Origin of the sequence: Streptococcus sp. HMSC034E03 (assembly GCF_001811505.1) — a bacterium.
Taxonomy (GTDB): domain Bacteria; phylum Bacillota; class Bacilli; order Lactobacillales; family Streptococcaceae; genus Streptococcus.
Map to the genome: position 1 here is coordinate 42,130 of NZ_KV804990.1, position 16,109 is coordinate 58,238.

6 protein-coding genes, 1 tRNA gene and 1 pseudogene are annotated in these 16,109 nt (G+C 41.2%); 7 read left to right on the forward strand and 1 reads right to left on the reverse strand.

Annotated elements, in window-relative coordinates; genetic code table 11:
* The first annotated feature begins 202 nt into the window (after positions 1 to 202).
* Positions 203 to 1,537, forward strand: a complete 1,335-nt coding sequence (locus HMPREF2805_RS06295; RefSeq protein WP_075231849.1) for an Nramp family divalent metal transporter — start codon at positions 203 to 205, stop codon at positions 1,535 to 1,537.
* A gap of 322 nt (positions 1,538 to 1,859) precedes the next feature.
* On the opposite strand, the gene HMPREF2805_RS06300 is transcribed toward HMPREF2805_RS06295, so the two are convergent.
* Positions 1,860 to 1,947, reverse strand: a tRNA-Ser gene (locus HMPREF2805_RS06300).
* 161 nt (positions 1,948 to 2,108) lie between these two features.
* On the opposite strand from HMPREF2805_RS06300, the gene HMPREF2805_RS06305 reads away from it, so the two are divergent.
* From HMPREF2805_RS06305 to HMPREF2805_RS06330, 6 genes and pseudogenes are all read left to right on the forward strand, one after another.
* Entirely contained in the window at positions 2,109 to 2,849 is a 741-nt protein-coding gene (locus tag HMPREF2805_RS06305; RefSeq protein WP_075231850.1) for a DeoR/GlpR family DNA-binding transcription regulator, read from the forward strand.
* A complete protein-coding gene (gene pfkB / locus HMPREF2805_RS06310) occupies positions 2,846 to 3,757 on the forward strand; it encodes a 1-phosphofructokinase (protein WP_075231851.1) in 912 nt (303 codons plus the stop codon). Before HMPREF2805_RS06305 ends, pfkB begins: the two co-directional genes overlap by 4 nt.
* Positions 3,754 to 5,709, forward strand: coding sequence for a PTS fructose transporter subunit IIABC (locus HMPREF2805_RS06315; RefSeq protein ID WP_075231852.1), 1,956 nt, complete (start codon positions 3,754 to 3,756; stop codon positions 5,707 to 5,709). The genes pfkB and HMPREF2805_RS06315 overlap by 4 nt, the downstream gene beginning before the upstream one ends.
* 268 nt (positions 5,710 to 5,977) lie before the next feature.
* Positions 5,978 to 6,756 (forward strand): annotated as a pseudogene (locus HMPREF2805_RS11630) (HEAT repeat domain-containing protein).
* A gap of 128 nt (positions 6,757 to 6,884) precedes the next feature.
* Positions 6,885 to 9,215 carry a DNA translocase FtsK gene (locus tag HMPREF2805_RS06325; protein WP_075231853.1) on the forward strand — a complete coding sequence of 777 codons (2,331 nt, stop codon included), beginning with the start codon at positions 6,885 to 6,887 and terminating at the stop codon, positions 9,213 to 9,215.
* Positions 9,216 to 9,542: 327 nt separating this feature from the next.
* Positions 9,543 to 16,109, forward strand: a 6,567-nt coding sequence (locus HMPREF2805_RS06330; RefSeq protein WP_261676349.1) for a SpGH101 family endo-alpha-N-acetylgalactosaminidase, incomplete at its 3' end; no start/stop codon positions are given.

Below are 16,109 nucleotides of genomic sequence, written 5' to 3' on the forward strand. Positions count from 1 at the left end.
AACTAAATGTTTTTCATATAGTTTTCATTTTTTGTGTTATAATTAAGGTGCCTTAAGAAAAATATTAAGGTGCCTTAAGAAAAATAATGAAAAAACTAAATGTTTTTCATATAGTTTTCATTGTTTTAATAGTTTAAAGTCAATCTTATTTTTCTCTAATAGAAAATAATGAAAAAGTAGGTTTAGAAAGAGGTAAGTATCTATGTCTTCTCATAAAAAAGTGTCACTCTCTGAGATTAATCAATCTATCGATACTCCAAATAACAATCATTTCTGGCAAAATTTAAAGGCCTTTTTAGGTCCGGGTGCTCTTGTCGCAGTTGGTTATATGGATCCAGGAAACTGGATTACCAGTGTAGTCGGTGGTGCTTCCTATAAGTATAGTCTCTTGTTTGTTATCTTGATTTCATCTCTCATTGCCATGCAACTTCAGCAGATGGCAGGAAAGCTTGGTATTGTAACCCAGATGGACCTGGCTCAAGCAACGGCTCATCATTCACCTAAATGGCTTCGTTATAGTCTATGGGTGATTTTAGAATTAGCCTTGATGGCGACAGATCTGGCAGAAGTTCTAGGTTCAGCGATTGCTCTCAATCTTCTCTTTAAGATTCCGATTATGATAGCCATCCTTTTGACGGTTCTAGATGTCTTTCTCTTATTGCTTTTGATGAAATTTGGCTTTAAGAAGATTGAAGCTATTGTGACAACACTGATTTTAACGATTTTAGCAATCTTTACTTATCTGGTAGCTTTGTCACATCCAAGCTTCCAAGGAATCGTTGAGGGTTATCTACCGAATGCAACCTTATTTGAAAGTCCTTTGCCAGGGCATGAAAGTCAATTAACCTTGGCGTTAGGTATCGTGGGTGCGACAGTGATGCCCCATAACCTCTATTTGCATTCTTCCTTGTCTCAAACTCGGAAAATCAATCACAAGGACAAGAATGATGTTCGAAAAGCCGTGCGCTTTATGACCTGGGATTCAAATCTTCAACTGTCCTTGGCCTTTATCGTTAACTCCCTTCTTTTAATCTTAGGTGCGGCCCTCTTTTTCGGACATGCATCTGAGATTTCTGCCTTTTCTCAAATGTATAACGCCCTGCAGGATTCTACTATTGCAGGAGCTATAGCTAGCTCAACCTTATCAACCTTGTTTGCCTTGGCTTTATTAGCCAGTGGTCAGAATTCGACAATTACGGGTACCTTGACTGGACAAATCGTTATGGAAGGTTTCTTGCATATGAGATTGCCTCAATGGTTCATTCGTTTGGCAACTCGTCTCTTTGCCTTGTTGCCTGTCATGATTGTAGCGGTTGTGTTTGGTCATCAGGAAAAAACCTTGGATCAGTTATTGGTTTATTCGCAGGTCTTTCTTTCAATCGCTCTTCCATTTTCAATCTTCCCTTTGATTTATCTAACTTCTAAGAAATCACTGATGGGCGAATTTACCAATGCCAAGTGGAATACTATCCTTGGTTATATTGTTTCCATTATCTTAACTGTTCTCAATGTGAAATTGCTATTTGATATTTTTTAAGAGCATCTGAGATGAAGTGGAAGAAGACTAGCATTTGATTATTAAAAATGACGAAAAAGAAATCACCCGAGAGTTAAATCTTTGGTGATTTTTTGCAATTCAAATCTTTGATAGACGAAAATCCATTATAAAAAGAGGCTGGGACAAAAGTCCTAGCCTCTCAATTGTCTTTGGATTGTCGATCAAGACGCAGTGGTTGAGTGGGCTCTACTACGCTGATTTCATCAGCTTTTACAGCCCTACTCAACTGTGCGGAGGTGGGACGACGAAATCGAATTCTAACGAATTACCGATTTCTGTCCCACTCTCTACACTATAGCTACGGAAGACATGGGATTCGAACCCACGCACGCTTTCACACGCCTACCGCGTTTCCAACACGGCCTCTTAAGCCTCTTGAGTAATCTTCCAATACTTACTAAAATAGTTTATCATAAAGGCAAGTATCTTGCAATTAAAATTCAAACAATTGGCAAAATGATAGAAAATGAAAGAAAGTGATAAAAAGTGCTTGACTTTGCTATTTTTTGTGGTAGAATGATTATTGTAATCGTTAACAGGAGGTGAGTAAGTGCTAAAAACTGAGAGAAAAAAGTTGATTTTAGAGGAGCTGGGTAAACATAAAGTCGTTACTTTAGAGAAATTAGTAGGCTTGCTAGATACTTCAGAATCAACAGTTAGACGCGATTTAGATGAATTGGAGTCTGAAAATAAACTTCGCCGAGTGCATGGAGGAGCAGAGTTGCCTCACTCCTTGCAAGAAGAAGAAACCATTCAAGAAAAATCTGTCAAAAACCTTCAAGAGAAAAAATTGATTGCGCAAAAGGCAGCTTCCCTCATCAAAGAAAAAGATGTTATCTTTGTGGATGCAGGAAGTACGACAGCCTTTCTCATTAAGGAATTGGAGCGAAAAGACATTACTGTTGTGACTAACTCCATTCACCATGCAGTACAATTAGTGGATAAGCAAATTCCAACTGTGATTATCGGTGGTGGCGTAAAGATGACAACGGATGCCAGCATCGGTGGTGTCGCGCTTAATCAGATTAACCAATTACACTTTGATCGTGCCTTTATCGGAATGAATGGGGTGGATGATGGTTATTATACAACTCCAGATATGGAGGAGGGAGCTGTCAAGCGTGCTATCTTAGAAAATGCCAAACAAACTTATATTTTGGCGGATTCGTCTAAGGTTGGTCAGTCTTGTTTCGCTAAGGTAGCCCCTATAAAACGAGCTATTGTCATTACAAGTAAGGGTCACGAACTCTTGCCAGCTATCAAAGAGAAAACGGAGGTTATCGAAGTATGATTTATACAGTCACGCTCAATCCATCTATTGACTATATTGTCCGTCTGGATAAAGTGGAAGTTGGTAGTGTTAATCGTATGGATAGTGATGATAAGTTTGCTGGTGGTAAGGGAATCAATGTTAGTCGTGTCTTGAAACGATTGGATATTCCAAATACAGCGACTGGATTTATCGGAGGTTTTACTGGTAAATTTATCACAGATACTTTAGCTGAGGAGCAAATTGAAACGCGATTTGTCCAAGTAGCAGAAGATACGCGTATCAACGTCAAGATTAAAGCGGATCAAGAAACTGAAATCAACGGAACTGGTCCTACTGTTGAGCCAGAACAGCTTGAAGAGCTAAAAGATATTCTTTCAAGTCTAACAGCAGAAGATACAGTGGTATTTGCTGGTTCAAGTGCTAAAAACTTAGGCAATGTCATCTATAAGGACTTGATTTCCTTGACTCGTCAGACGGGTGCTCAAGTGGTCTGTGATTTTGAAGGTCAAACCTTGATCGATAGTTTGGATTATCAGCCACTTTTGGTAAAACCAAATAATCATGAACTTGGAGCTATCTTTGGAGTCAAGCTCGAAAGTTTAGATGAGATTGAAAAATACGCTCGAGAGTTGCTGGCTAAAGGTGCTCAAAACGTTATCATCTCTATGGCTGGTGACGGTGCCCTTCTGGTAACATCAGAGGGAGCCTACTTTGCTAAACCGATCAAGGGAACAGTGAAAAACTCAGTTGGTGCTGGTGACTCTATGGTTGCTGGATTTACTGGTGAGTTTGTCAAATCAAAAGACGCAGTAGAAGCCTTTAAGTGGGGAGTAGCTTGCGGGACAGCAACTACATTCTCAGATGACTTGGCGACTGCAGCATTTATTAAAGAGACTTATGAAAAAGTTGAGGTAGAAAAAAGATGAAAATTCAGGATTTATTGAGAAAAGATGTCATGTTGCTAGATTTGCAAGCAACTGAAAAAACAGCAGCTATCGAAGAAATGATTCATAGCTTGGTAGAACACGGTTATGTGACGGATTTTGAAACTTTTAAAGAAGGAATTTTGGCGCGTGAAGCTTTGACTTCTACAGGTTTGGGTGATGGTATCGCAATGCCACACAGCAAAAATGCTGCTGTTAAAGAAGCAACTGTTCTCTTTGCTAAGTCAAACAAGGGTGTTGACTACGAAAGTTTAGATGGACAACCAACTGACCTCTTCTTTATGATTGCTGCTCCAGAAGGTGCAAATGATACTCACTTAGCTGCCTTGGCAGAATTGTCTCAATACTTGATGAAAGACGGATTTGCTGACAAACTTCGTCAAGCGACATCAGCTGATCAAGTCATTGAACTCTTTGACCAAGCTTCAGAAAAAGCTGAGGAACCAGCTCAGGCTTCTGCTAATGAATCTGGTGACTTTATCGTAGCAGTTACAGCTTGTACAACAGGAATTGCCCACACATACATGGCCCAAGAAGCCCTTCAAAAAGTGGCTGCTGAAATGGGTGTCGGTATCAAGGTTGAAACCAATGGTGCTAGCGGTGTTGGCAACCAATTGACAGCAGAAGATATTCGCAAGGCTAAAGCTGTTATTATCGCAGCAGATAAGGCAGTTGAAATGGATCGTTTTGATGGTAAACCATTGGTGAATCGTCCAGTTGCAGATGGTATCCGTAAGACAGAAGAATTGATTAACCTTGCTCTTTCTGGGAATGCGGAAGTTTACCATGCTGCTAATGGAGCAAAAGCTGCAACCGCAAGCAATGAAAAACAAAGCCTTGGTGGTGCTTTCTACAAACACTTGATGAGTGGTGTATCTCAAATGCTGCCATTCGTTATCGGTGGTGGTATCATGATTGCCCTTGCCTTCTTGATTGACGGTGCTTTGGGTGTGCCAAATGAAAACCTTGGCAATCTTGGTTCTTACCATGAGCTAGCTTCTATGTTCATGAAAATTGGTGGTGCAGCCTTTGGCTTGATGCTCCCAGTCTTTGCAGGATATGTTGCCTACTCTATCGCTGAAAAACCAGGTTTGGTAGCTGGTTTTGTGGCTGGTGCTATTGCCAAAGAAGGTTTTGCCTTTGGTAAAATCCCTTATGCCGCAGGTGGTGAAGCAACTTCAACTCTTGCAGGTGTCTCATCTGGTTTCCTAGGTGCCCTTGTTGGTGGATTTATCGCAGGTGCCTTGGTTCTTGCTATTAAGAAATATGTTAAAGTTCCACGTTCACTTGAAGGTGCTAAATCAATCCTTCTCTTGCCACTTCTTGGAACAGTCTTGACAGGATTTGTCATGCTTGCTGTTAACATCCCAATGGCAGCAATCAACACTGGTATGAACAACTTCCTTGCAGGTCTTGGAGGCGGTTCAGCTGTCCTTCTTGGTATCGTTCTTGGAGGAATGATGGCTGTTGATATGGGTGGCCCTGTTAATAAAGCAGCTTATGTCTTTGGTACTGGTACTCTTGCAGCAACAGTGTCAACAGGTGGTTCAGTAGCTATGGCAGCAGTTATGGCTGGAGGAATGGTTCCACCACTTGCAATCTTTGTCGCAACACTTCTTTTCAAAGATAAATTTACTAAGGAAGAACGTAACTCTGGTTTGACAAACATCATCATGGGCTTGTCATTTATCACTGAGGGGGCGATTCCGTTTGGTGCAGCAGACCCAGCTCGTGCTATCCCAAGCTTTATCCTTGGTTCAGCAGTAGCAGGTGGACTGGTTGGTCTTGCAGGAATCAAACTTATGGCACCTCACGGAGGAATCTTCGTTATCGCCCTTACAACAAATGCCCTTCTTTACCTTGTCTTTGTCTTGGTAGGAGCACTTGTTAGTGGTGTAGTTTATGGTTACCTTCGTAAACCATTAGAAAAATAATCACAAATAGATTCAAATGACTGAACACGAAAGTGGGCAGTCATTTTTTGATAATGGAGTTAGAGAGACCGGTCTCTAAAGTGATATGATAGAGGTAAATCGTAGAGAATTTAATACTCAATGAAAATCAAAGAGCAAACTAGGAAGAGAGCCGCAGGTTGTACTTGAGTACGGTAAGGCGAAGCTGACGTGGTTTGAATTTGATTTTCGAAGAGTATAAATGACAGAATGCTAAAGTTCTACAAATACCTTTGAGGAGATAAGTGTCATGAATGATTCTAGAAAAGAAGAAATCGACAAACTAGTGAAAGAAAAGATCTCTCGCCAAAATCTTGCAAAAGAAGAGTTACAGAAGGTCTATTCCAGCTTGGTGGGGGAGAATTTTCCTGATTCTAAACGAATTCATTTTATAGCTGATTTAGGTAGGAGCCCAGAAATTGCCTTTCATTTTGAGCTCATTTGCAACGATTGGGAGGAAGGAACTGACCTGAATTTTGAAGCGAGTTTTGACCAGCATGGGCAGGCGGGAATCGATTATCTTTTAGAAACTCTCAATCAAGAGGAAGTGGAGAGTCAACGCGTCTTCTAGCGAAAATTCTTTCCAAAGCAAGACATAGAGATATTTATGCGTCTTCTTGCAAGCAACTACTTCCTGTTCTAATCTCTCTTTTACCTAGTTCAGAAGCTTCTAATCGTAGGAAGCTAATCATTGCCCTAGGTTGGATTGGTTCAATAGGTGAGATAGAAATCTTAGGACAACATCTCTTGACTGATCAAGATGCTCTTTGTCGTGCCTGGTCTGCCAGTAGTCTAATGCAATTATCTTTTCATCAAGTAAAAAAAGAAATCTTAATGGAAAAAACGAAGGATTTGTTTTGTGAAGCAATTACAGAAGAAAAGGACTTGCAGGCTTGCGCTCTAATGATAGAAGCAGCCCAGGTATTGTTTGGGAAAAGATGGATCCCTACATCTGCTGTAGAGAAGTTGGAAATCGAAAAGATTGAGAAAGCAAGAAAATCAGCAATTAGATTTTTAAAGAAACAGTGAGACAAGGTTGTTGAAAAATCATATAGAAAAGAAAGTGCAGAAATATCAACGAAAAATGATTGTATCTAGTAGATTCAGTCATTTTTTTGATTTCTCTAGATGTTTCTGAAATATGGTATAATAGAAGCATGGCAAACAAAAATACAAGTAAAACAAGACGGAGACCGTCAAAAGCTGAATTAGAAAGAAAGCAAGCTATCCAAAGGATGTTAATTTCTTTAGTCATAGCTTTTTGCTTAATGTTCGCTGCTCTGAAATTAGGAGCAGTGGGACTTACGCTCTATAACCTTATTCGATTACTAGTAGGAAGTCTGGCTTATCTGGTCATTGTTGTCGTTCTAGTCTATCTTTTTCTCTTTAAATGGATTCGGAAGCAAGAAGGTCTGATCTCAGGTTTTCTTTGCATTTTTTCAGGCTTATTGCTGATTTTTGAAGCTTATCTAGTATGGAAATATGGCATCGAGCAGTCTGTCTTAAAGGGAACTTTAGCCCAAGTTTTGACAGATTTGACAGGTTTTCGTGTGACTAGCTTTGCTGGAGGAGGGCTTCTAGGTGTTGCTCTTTATATTCCAGTCGCCTTTCTCTTTTCAAATATTGGTACTTACTTTATCGGAGCTATCTTAATCTTGATCGGTGCTCTTCTAGTTAGTCCTTGGTCTGTCTATGATGTCGCTGATTTCCTTGGAGCACGTTTTGCCCTTTGGATGGAGCGACGCGAGCAGAAGAAACAGGAACGTTTTATCAAACGAGAAGAAGAAAAAGCTCGTAAGGAAGCAGAGGAACAGGAAAGACTAGAAAAAGAACAAGCAGAGCAAGCCTTATTGGATATACCTCCTGTTGATATGGAAACTGGCGAGATTTTAGAAGCTCCTCCTGTTCACTTTGATGATTTACCACCCCTTCCAGAGGAAGAATGGATAGAACCTGAAATTATTCTCCCTCAAGCAGACTATGATCTTCCTAGTGAAGTTGATTTTCCAGAGGAAGATGAGTTCTTAGAGGATGAAGATGTTGAGGTAGATTTTTCTGCTAAAAAAGCTTTAGAGTACAAACTCCCCAGCTTGCAACTCTTCGCACCTGATAAACCAAAAGATCAGTCAAAAGAAAAGAAAATCGTACGAGAAAATATCAAAATTTTGGAAGAAACCTTCGCAAGTTTCGGTATCAAGGTAACGGTTGAACGTGCTGAAATCGGACCATCAGTTACCAAGTACGAAGTCAAGCCAGCAGTTGGTGTTCGTGTCAATCGCATTTCCAATCTAGCAGATGACTTGGCTCTGGCCTTGGCTGCTAAAGATGTCCGTATTGAAGCACCGATTCCTGGAAAATCCTTAGTTGGGATTGAAGTTCCAAACTCAGAAATCGCAACAGTTTCTTTCCGAGAACTCTGGGAACAATCGCAAACTAAACCTGAAAATCTGCTAGAAATTCCTCTTGGGAAAGCCGTTAATGGTACAGCTCGCAGTTTCGACCTTGCTAAAATGCCTCACTTACTTGTGGCTGGATCGACCGGTTCTGGTAAATCTGTTGCAGTCAATGGTATCATTGCAAGTATTCTCATGAAGGCACGTCCAGACCAAGTCAAGTTTATGATGGTGGATCCGAAGATGGTTGAGTTATCAGTCTATAATGATATTCCTCACCTCTTGATTCCGGTTGTAACCAATCCTCGTAAGGCCAGCAAGGCCCTTCAAAAAGTCGTGGATGAGATGGAAAACCGTTATGAACTCTTTGCCAAAATTGGGGTTCGTAATATCGCTGGTTTCAATGCCAAGGTTGAGGAATTCAACGCTCAATCTGAGTACAAACAAGTACCTCTTCCTTTGATTGTTGTGATTGTCGATGAGTTAGCTGACCTTATGATGGTGGCCAGCAAGGAAGTAGAAGATGCCATTATCCGACTCGGACAAAAGGCGCGTGCAGCTGGTATTCACATGATTCTTGCAACTCAGCGTCCTTCAGTGGATGTTATTTCTGGTCTGATTAAGGCCAATGTGCCGTCACGTGTAGCCTTTGCTGTATCTTCTGGAACGGATTCTCGTACGATTTTGGATGAAAATGGTGCTGAGAAATTGCTTGGTCGAGGGGATATGCTCTTCAAGCCAATCGATGAAAATCACCCTGTTCGTCTGCAAGGCTCCTTTATCTCTGATGATGATGTTGAGCGTATTGTTAGTTTTATCAAGGCTCAAGCAGATGCTGATTATGATGAAAGCTTTGATCCCGGAGAGGTTTCTGAGACAGAAGGTGAGTCTGGCACAGGAGATGAAGGTGGAGATCCACTATTTGAAGAAGCTAAGGCTCTGGTCATTGAAACTCAAAAAGCGAGCGCATCCATGATTCAACGTAGATTATCAGTTGGTTTTAACCGAGCAACTCGCTTGATGGAAGAATTAGAGATGGCTGGGGTTATTGGTCCAGCAGAAGGAACCAAACCACGAAAGGTTTTACAACAATAAAAAACGTAAAAATAGTATAAAAATGCATGGAAACTTTATTGAAAAGTTAGTCAAAAATGGTCTAACTTTTACGATGAAGTTTCCTTTTTATAGCGATTTCTTTAGAAATAAGGCTATCTGAAAATCGTTTCAGACTTGCCTAATAATCGGATTATACTTTTACTAGTTTTACCTGTTAAAGTATTGATTTTTTAAACTGTTTTTGATATATTAAATTGGTATAGAAAAAATTATATGTTTATCTAGTGGCGTAAAAAAATGAGGAGGATATTTTTTTAAACAAAAATGCAAACGCTTACTTTGTAAACTGAAAGGAACAAAAAACCGATGGATAAAAGATTATTTGAAAAACGTTGCAAATATAGTATTCGGAAATTTTCATTAGGGGTTGCTTCTGTCATGATTGGTGCAGCTTTCTTTGGAACTAGCACTGTTTTTGCAGATTCTCCGCAAACAGGCTCAACAGCAAATATGCCAGCAGATTTGGCTGCAGCTCTTGCTAACGCAAAAGAAGATGATGGACGTGATTTTGAGGCGCCAAAACCTGGTGAAGACCAAGGTTCTCCTGAAATAACTGAAGGACCAAAAACAGAAGAAGAATTACTTGAGAAAGAAAAAGCAGCAGCAGCTTCAGATGCTCTTCCAGAAGACTTACGTGGAAAACTTGATAAGGCTGAAGAAAATGGCAGTACTGTATCAAAAGAGGAATTAGCAAAAGAAGACAAGAGTCTTGTTCCAGAAGATGTCGCTAAAACAAAAAATGGTGAATTAAACTATGGTGCAACAGTAAAAATTCAAAGTGCAGCTGGTGTTGGTAGCGGTATCGTCATCGGTGAAAATCTAGTTTTATCTGTTTCTCATAACTTTATCAAAGATGTTCCAGACGGAAACAATCGTAAGGTAGCTGATAATATTGAAAGTGATGGCGATGTTTATTCAGTTTCTTACGAAGGAGCACCTGATGTTAAATTCAGTAAGAATGATGTTAAGCACTGGGACCGTGAAGGATTCCTCAAAGGGTATAAAAATGACTTGGCCATCGTTAAGCTTCGTTCTCCTCTTGCAAACGCTCCTGTTGAAGTGACTGACAAACCTGCAACTACTAAGGTTGGAGATAAGGTACACGTGTTTGGTTATCCAACTGGAAAACTTTCTCCAATCCTCAATACGACGGTTGAAGATATCAATAATCACGGTGAAGGTGTTCGTGGCATTAGCTATCAAGGAAGTGAACCAGGTGCAAGTGGTGGCGGAATTTTCGATGAGAATGGAAAATTGATCGGTATCCACCAAAATGGTGTTGTTGGAAGCCGTAGTGGAGGGATTCTCTTCTCACCAGCGCAGCTTGAATGGATTCAAAACTATATCAAGGGTATTGAAACAACGAAACCAGCTGGTCTAGATGCTCTCGATAAACAAGTTGAGGACAAGGAAGAAAAACCAAAAGAGGATAAACCTCAAGAAGAAAAACCAGCTGACAATAAGCCAGCAGAAAATAAACCAGCTGAATCAAAAGAAGTGACTCCAGAATGGAAAACGGTTGAGAATAAAGACCAACAGGGAACAGTAACAATCCGTGAAGAAAATGGAGTTCGTTACAACCAACTAGCTTCAACTGCTCAAAATGACAATGGTAAGAAACCAGCCTTGTTTGAAAAAGCTGGTTTGACAGTCGATGCTAATGGAAATGCTACAGTTGATTTGACCTTTAAAGAAGAATCTGAAACAGGTAAATCACGCTTTGGTGTCTTCATGAAATTCAAAGACACTGATAACAACGTTTTTGTAGGTTACGACCAAGGTGGATGGTTCTGGGAATACAAGTCAAATGGAAGTGGACTTTGGTACCAAGGTGGACGTGTTGCAGCTCCAGTAAATGGTTCTGTCAACCACTTGACCATCAGCCTTAAATCAGATGGACAGCTCAATGCAACTAACAACGATGTCAAACTTTTTGACACACTTACCTTACCATCTGCTGTAAATGACAAGCTCAAAGATGAGAAGAAAATCGTTCTTAAGGCTGGAAGCTATAGCAGTGAGAGAACCATTGTCAATGTCAAAACGGATGACCAAGAAGGCGTGAAAAACGACCAAGAGGCTGCTGAAAAAGAAAAAGGTGATACAGTAGACGATAGCAAAGTCAAATATGACACGATCGAATCTACAGTATTGAAAGCAGTCATCGACCAAGCCTTCCCACGTATTAAAGAGTACGTCCTAAATGGCAACAAGCTTCCAGGTCAAGTGCAACCGATTAATCAAGTTGTGATTAACAAGCACGCTGTGACTCCTGAAGTTACTTATAAGAAGATTAATGCAACGACTGCCGAGTATGAAATGAAACTCCGTGATGAGGAAAACCTCATCAATGCAGATATGACCGTTCGTTTGCAAGTGGTGGACAACCAACTTCACTTTGATGTGACTAAGATTGTCAACCATAACCAAGTTACACCAGGACAAAAGATTGATGACGAACGTAAATTACTTTCTTCCATCAGCTTCCTAGGAAATGCCTTGGTATCTGTTTCAAGTGATCAAGCAGGAGCGAAGTTTGATGGGGCAACCATGTCAAACAATACTCACGTCAGTGGTGATGACCATATCGAAGTAACAAATCCAATGAAAGAATTAGCTAAAGGTTATATGTATGGATTTGTTTCAACAGATAAGCTGGCTGCTGGTGTATGGAGTAACTCGCAAAATAGCTATGGTGGTGGTTCTTATGACTGGACACGTTTGACAGCTTATAAGAATACGATTGGCAATGCCAACTATGTGGAAATTCATAGCTCTGAATGGCAATGGGAAAAAGCCCACAATGGAGTTGTCTTCCCAGCATACACTCAAGAACTTCCAAGTGCAAAAGTAGTCATCACTGAAGATGCCAATGCTGACCATAAGGTTGACTGGCAAGATGGTGCGATCGCTTACCGTAGCATCATGAACAACCCTCAAGGTTGGGAAAAAGTTAAAGACATTACTGCTTACCGTATCGCTATGAACTTTGGTTCACAAGCGCAAAACCCATTCCTCATGACCTTGGATGGTATCAAGAAGATTAACCTCCATACAGATGGTCTTGGTCAAGGTGTACTTCTTAAGGGATACGGAAGTGAAGGACATGACTCTGGACACTTGAACTATGCAGACATCGGTAAACGTATCGGTGGTGTTGAAGACTTTAAGACTCTTATTGAGAAAGCTAAGAAATACGGTGCCCACCTCGGTATCCACGTTAATGCTTCGGAAACCTATCCAGAGTCTAAATACTTTAATGAAGATATTCTTCGTAAAAATGCGGATGGTAGCTACAGCTATGGTTGGAACTGGCTTGACCAAGGTATCAATATTGATGCTGGTTATGACCTCGCTCATGGGCGTCTAGCTCGTTGGGAAGAGTTGAAGAAAGAGTTGGGTGAAGGTCTAGACTTCATCTACGTCGACGTTTGGGGTAACGGTCAATCAGGTGACAACGGTGCCTGGGCAACTCACGTTATTGCGAAAGAAATTAACAAGCAAGGTTGGCGCTTTGCTATTGAGTGGGGCCATGGTGGTGAATATGATTCTACCTTCCAACACTGGGCAGCTGACTTGACCTATGGTGGCTATACAAATAAAGGTATTAACAGTGCCATTACTCGCTTTATCCGTAACCACCAAAAAGATTCTTGGGTTGGGGACTACAGAAGTTATGGTGGTGCAGCTGACTACCCACTTCTAGGCGGTTATAGCATGAAGGACTTCGAAGGATGGCAAGGACGTAGTGATTATAACGGTTATGTAACAAACTTGTTTGCTCATGATGTTATGACTAAGTACTTCCAACACTTCACAGTCAGCAAATGGGAAGATGGCAAACCAGTAACCATGACTGACAATGGTAGTACCTATAAATGGACTCCAGAAATGAAAGTCGAGTTGGTCGATGCTGCAAATAACAAGGTTGTGGTGACTCGTAAATCCAATGATGTCAACAGTCCACAATACCGTGAACGTACAGTAACGCTCAACGGACGTGTCATCCAAGATGGTTCAGCTTATTTGACACCTTGGAACTGGGATGCAAATGGTAACAAGCTTGAGAGTGACAAGGAAAAAATGTACTACTTCAATACTGAAGCAGGTGCAACAACTTGGACACTTCCTAGCGACTGGGCAAATGGTAAGGTTTACCTTTATAAACTAACTGACCAAGGTAAGACTGAGGAAAAAGAAGTTGCCGTGAAAGACGGTAAGATTACCCTTGATCTCACTGCAAATCAGCCATATGTTCTCTATCGTTCTAAACAAACAAATCCAGAAATGTCATGGAGTGAAGGAATGCACATCTATGACCAAGGATTTAACAGTGAATCTTTGGATCATTGGAAGATTTCGGGAGATGCTTCTAAGGCTGAAATCGTGAAGTCTCAAGGTGCAAACCAAATGCTCCGCATCCAAGGCAATAAAGAAAAAGTTAGTCTCACTCAAAAATTGACTGGCTTGAAGCCAAATACTAAATACGCAGTCTATGTCGGTGTAGACAACCGTAGTAATGCTAAAGCAAGTATTACTGTTAATACTGGTGAAAAAGAAGTAACTAACTACACCAACAAGTCACTCGCTCTCAACTATGTAAAAGCCTATGCTCACAATACTCGTCGAAGCAATGCAACAGTTGATAACACAAGTTATTTCCAAAACATGTATGCTTTCTTTACAACAGGTTCAGATGTATCAAATGTAACCTTGACCTTGAGTCGTGAAGCAGGAGATGAGGCAACTTACTTCGATGAAATCCGTACTTTTGAAAATGAATCCAATATGTACGGTGACGGTCATGATACTGCAACAGGTGTCTTCAAACAAGACTTTGAAAATGTCGGCCAAGGTATCTTCCCATTTGTCATCGGTGGTATCGAAGGTGTTGAAGACAACCGTACTCACTTGTCTGAAAAACATGGCCCATACACACAACGTGATTGGAATGGCAAGAAAGTTGATGATGTTATCGAAGGAAATTGGTCACTCAAGACAAATGGCCTCGTAAGTCGTCGAAACTTGGTTTACCAAACAATTCCACAAAACTTCCGCTTTGAAGCAGGAAAGACCTACCGTATCACATTTGACTATGAAGCTGGTTCTGACAACACTTATGCCTTTGTAGTCGGCAAGGGAGAATTCCAATCTGGTCAAACGAGCAATATGGAAGTGCATGAATTGCCAAATACTTGGACAGATTCTAAGAAAGCGAAACGAGCAACCTTCCTTGTGACAGGTGCTGAAACTGGCGATACTTGGATCGGTATCTACTCTACAGGTAACGCAAGTAATACTCGTGGAGATTCTGGTGGTAATGCTAACTTCCGTGGTTACAATGACTTCATGATGGATAGACTTCAAATCGAAGAGATTGTCTTGACAGGTAAGATGATGACAGAAAATGCAGTCAAGAACTATCTTCCAACTGTAGCCATGACTAATTACACCCAAGAATCTATGGATGCTTTGAAAGAAGCAGTCTTCAACCTCAGTCAAGCAGATGATGACATCAGTGTAGAAGAAGCTAAAGCAGAAATCGCTAAAGTCAATGCTTTGAAAGACGCTTTGGTCATGAAGAAAGTAGCTCTTGTGGCAGATGACTTTGCAAGCTTAACTGCTCCTGCTCAGGCTGGTGAAGGTCTTGAAAATGCCTTTGATGGCAACTTGTCTAGCCTATGGCATACATCATGGGGCGGAGGAGATGTTGGTAAACCAGCAACCATGGTCTTGAAAGAACCAACTGAAATTACAGGCTTCCGTTATGTTCCACGTGGTTCAGGTTCAAATGGTAACTTGAGAGATGTGACTCTTGTGGTTACTGATGAAACAGGTAAGGAGCATACCTTCAATGCAACTAATTGGGCTGACAACAATAAACCAAAAGATATCGACTTCGGTAAAACTATCAAAGCTAAGAAGATTGTCCTAACAGGAACAAGAACTTATGGCGATGGTGGTAACCAATATCAATCAGCTGCAGAGCTTATCTTTGCTCGTCCGCAAGTTGCTGAAACAGGTCTTGATACAGCAGCCTATGAAGCGGCCTTGGCTAAAGCTCAAAAATTGACTAATAAGAGCAATCAAGAGGAAGTGGCAAGTGTTGTTGCTAGCATGAAATACGCAACTGATAATCACCTATTGACTAATAGAATGCTTGAATACTTTGCAGATTATCTCGATCAATTAAAAGATGAAACACCTACTCCAACTCCAGATCCAGAGCCAACTCCAGATCCAGAACCAACACCAGATCCAGAAACTCCAACATCAAGCAAGGGTGACGAAGCTGCGCCAGTTGTTGACCTTCCAGAATTCACAGGTGGTGTAAATGGTGTTGAAGCCGCAATCCATGAAGTTCCAGAGTACACAGGGGTTCTAGGTACAGCAGGCGATGAACCAGCACCAGTTGTAGAGCTTCCAGAATACACAGGGGTTCTAGGTACAGCAGGTGCTGAAGCAGCACCGGTTGTAGAGTTTCCAGAATACACAGGGGTTCTAGGTACAGCAGGTGCGGAAGCAGCACCGGTCGTAGAGGTTCCAGAATACACTGGAGTTCTAGGTACAGCAGGTGATGAAGCAGCACCGGTTGTAGAGCTTCCAGAGTATACAGGAGTAGTTGGCACAACAGGCGATGAAGCAGCACCGGTTGTAGAGCTTCCAGAATATACAGGGGTTCTAGGTACAGCAGGTGATGAAGCAGCACCGGTTGTAGAGGTTCCAGAATACACAGGGGTTCTAGGTACAGCAAGTGATGAGCCAGCACCAGTTGTAGAGGTTCCAGAATACACTGAAGTTTTTGGCACAGCAAGCGATGAACCAGCGCCAGTTGTAGAGTTTCCAGAATACACTGGAGTTCTTGGCACAGCA

Excerpts from the sequence above, each read along its gene's own strand:
- HMPREF2805_RS06295 (WP_075231849.1), top strand. The coding sequence starts at position 203 with ATGTCTTCTCATAAAAAAGTGTCACTCTCTGAGATTAATCAATCTATC.
- pfkB (WP_075231851.1), top strand. The coding sequence starts at position 2,846 with ATGATTTATACAGTCACGCTCAATCCATCTATTGACTATATTGTCCGT.
- HMPREF2805_RS06315 (WP_075231852.1), top strand. The coding sequence starts at position 3,754 with ATGAAAATTCAGGATTTATTGAGAAAAGATGTCATGTTGCTAGATTTG.
- HMPREF2805_RS06325 (WP_075231853.1), top strand. The coding sequence starts at position 6,885 with ATGGCAAACAAAAATACAAGTAAAACAAGACGGAGACCGTCAAAAGCT.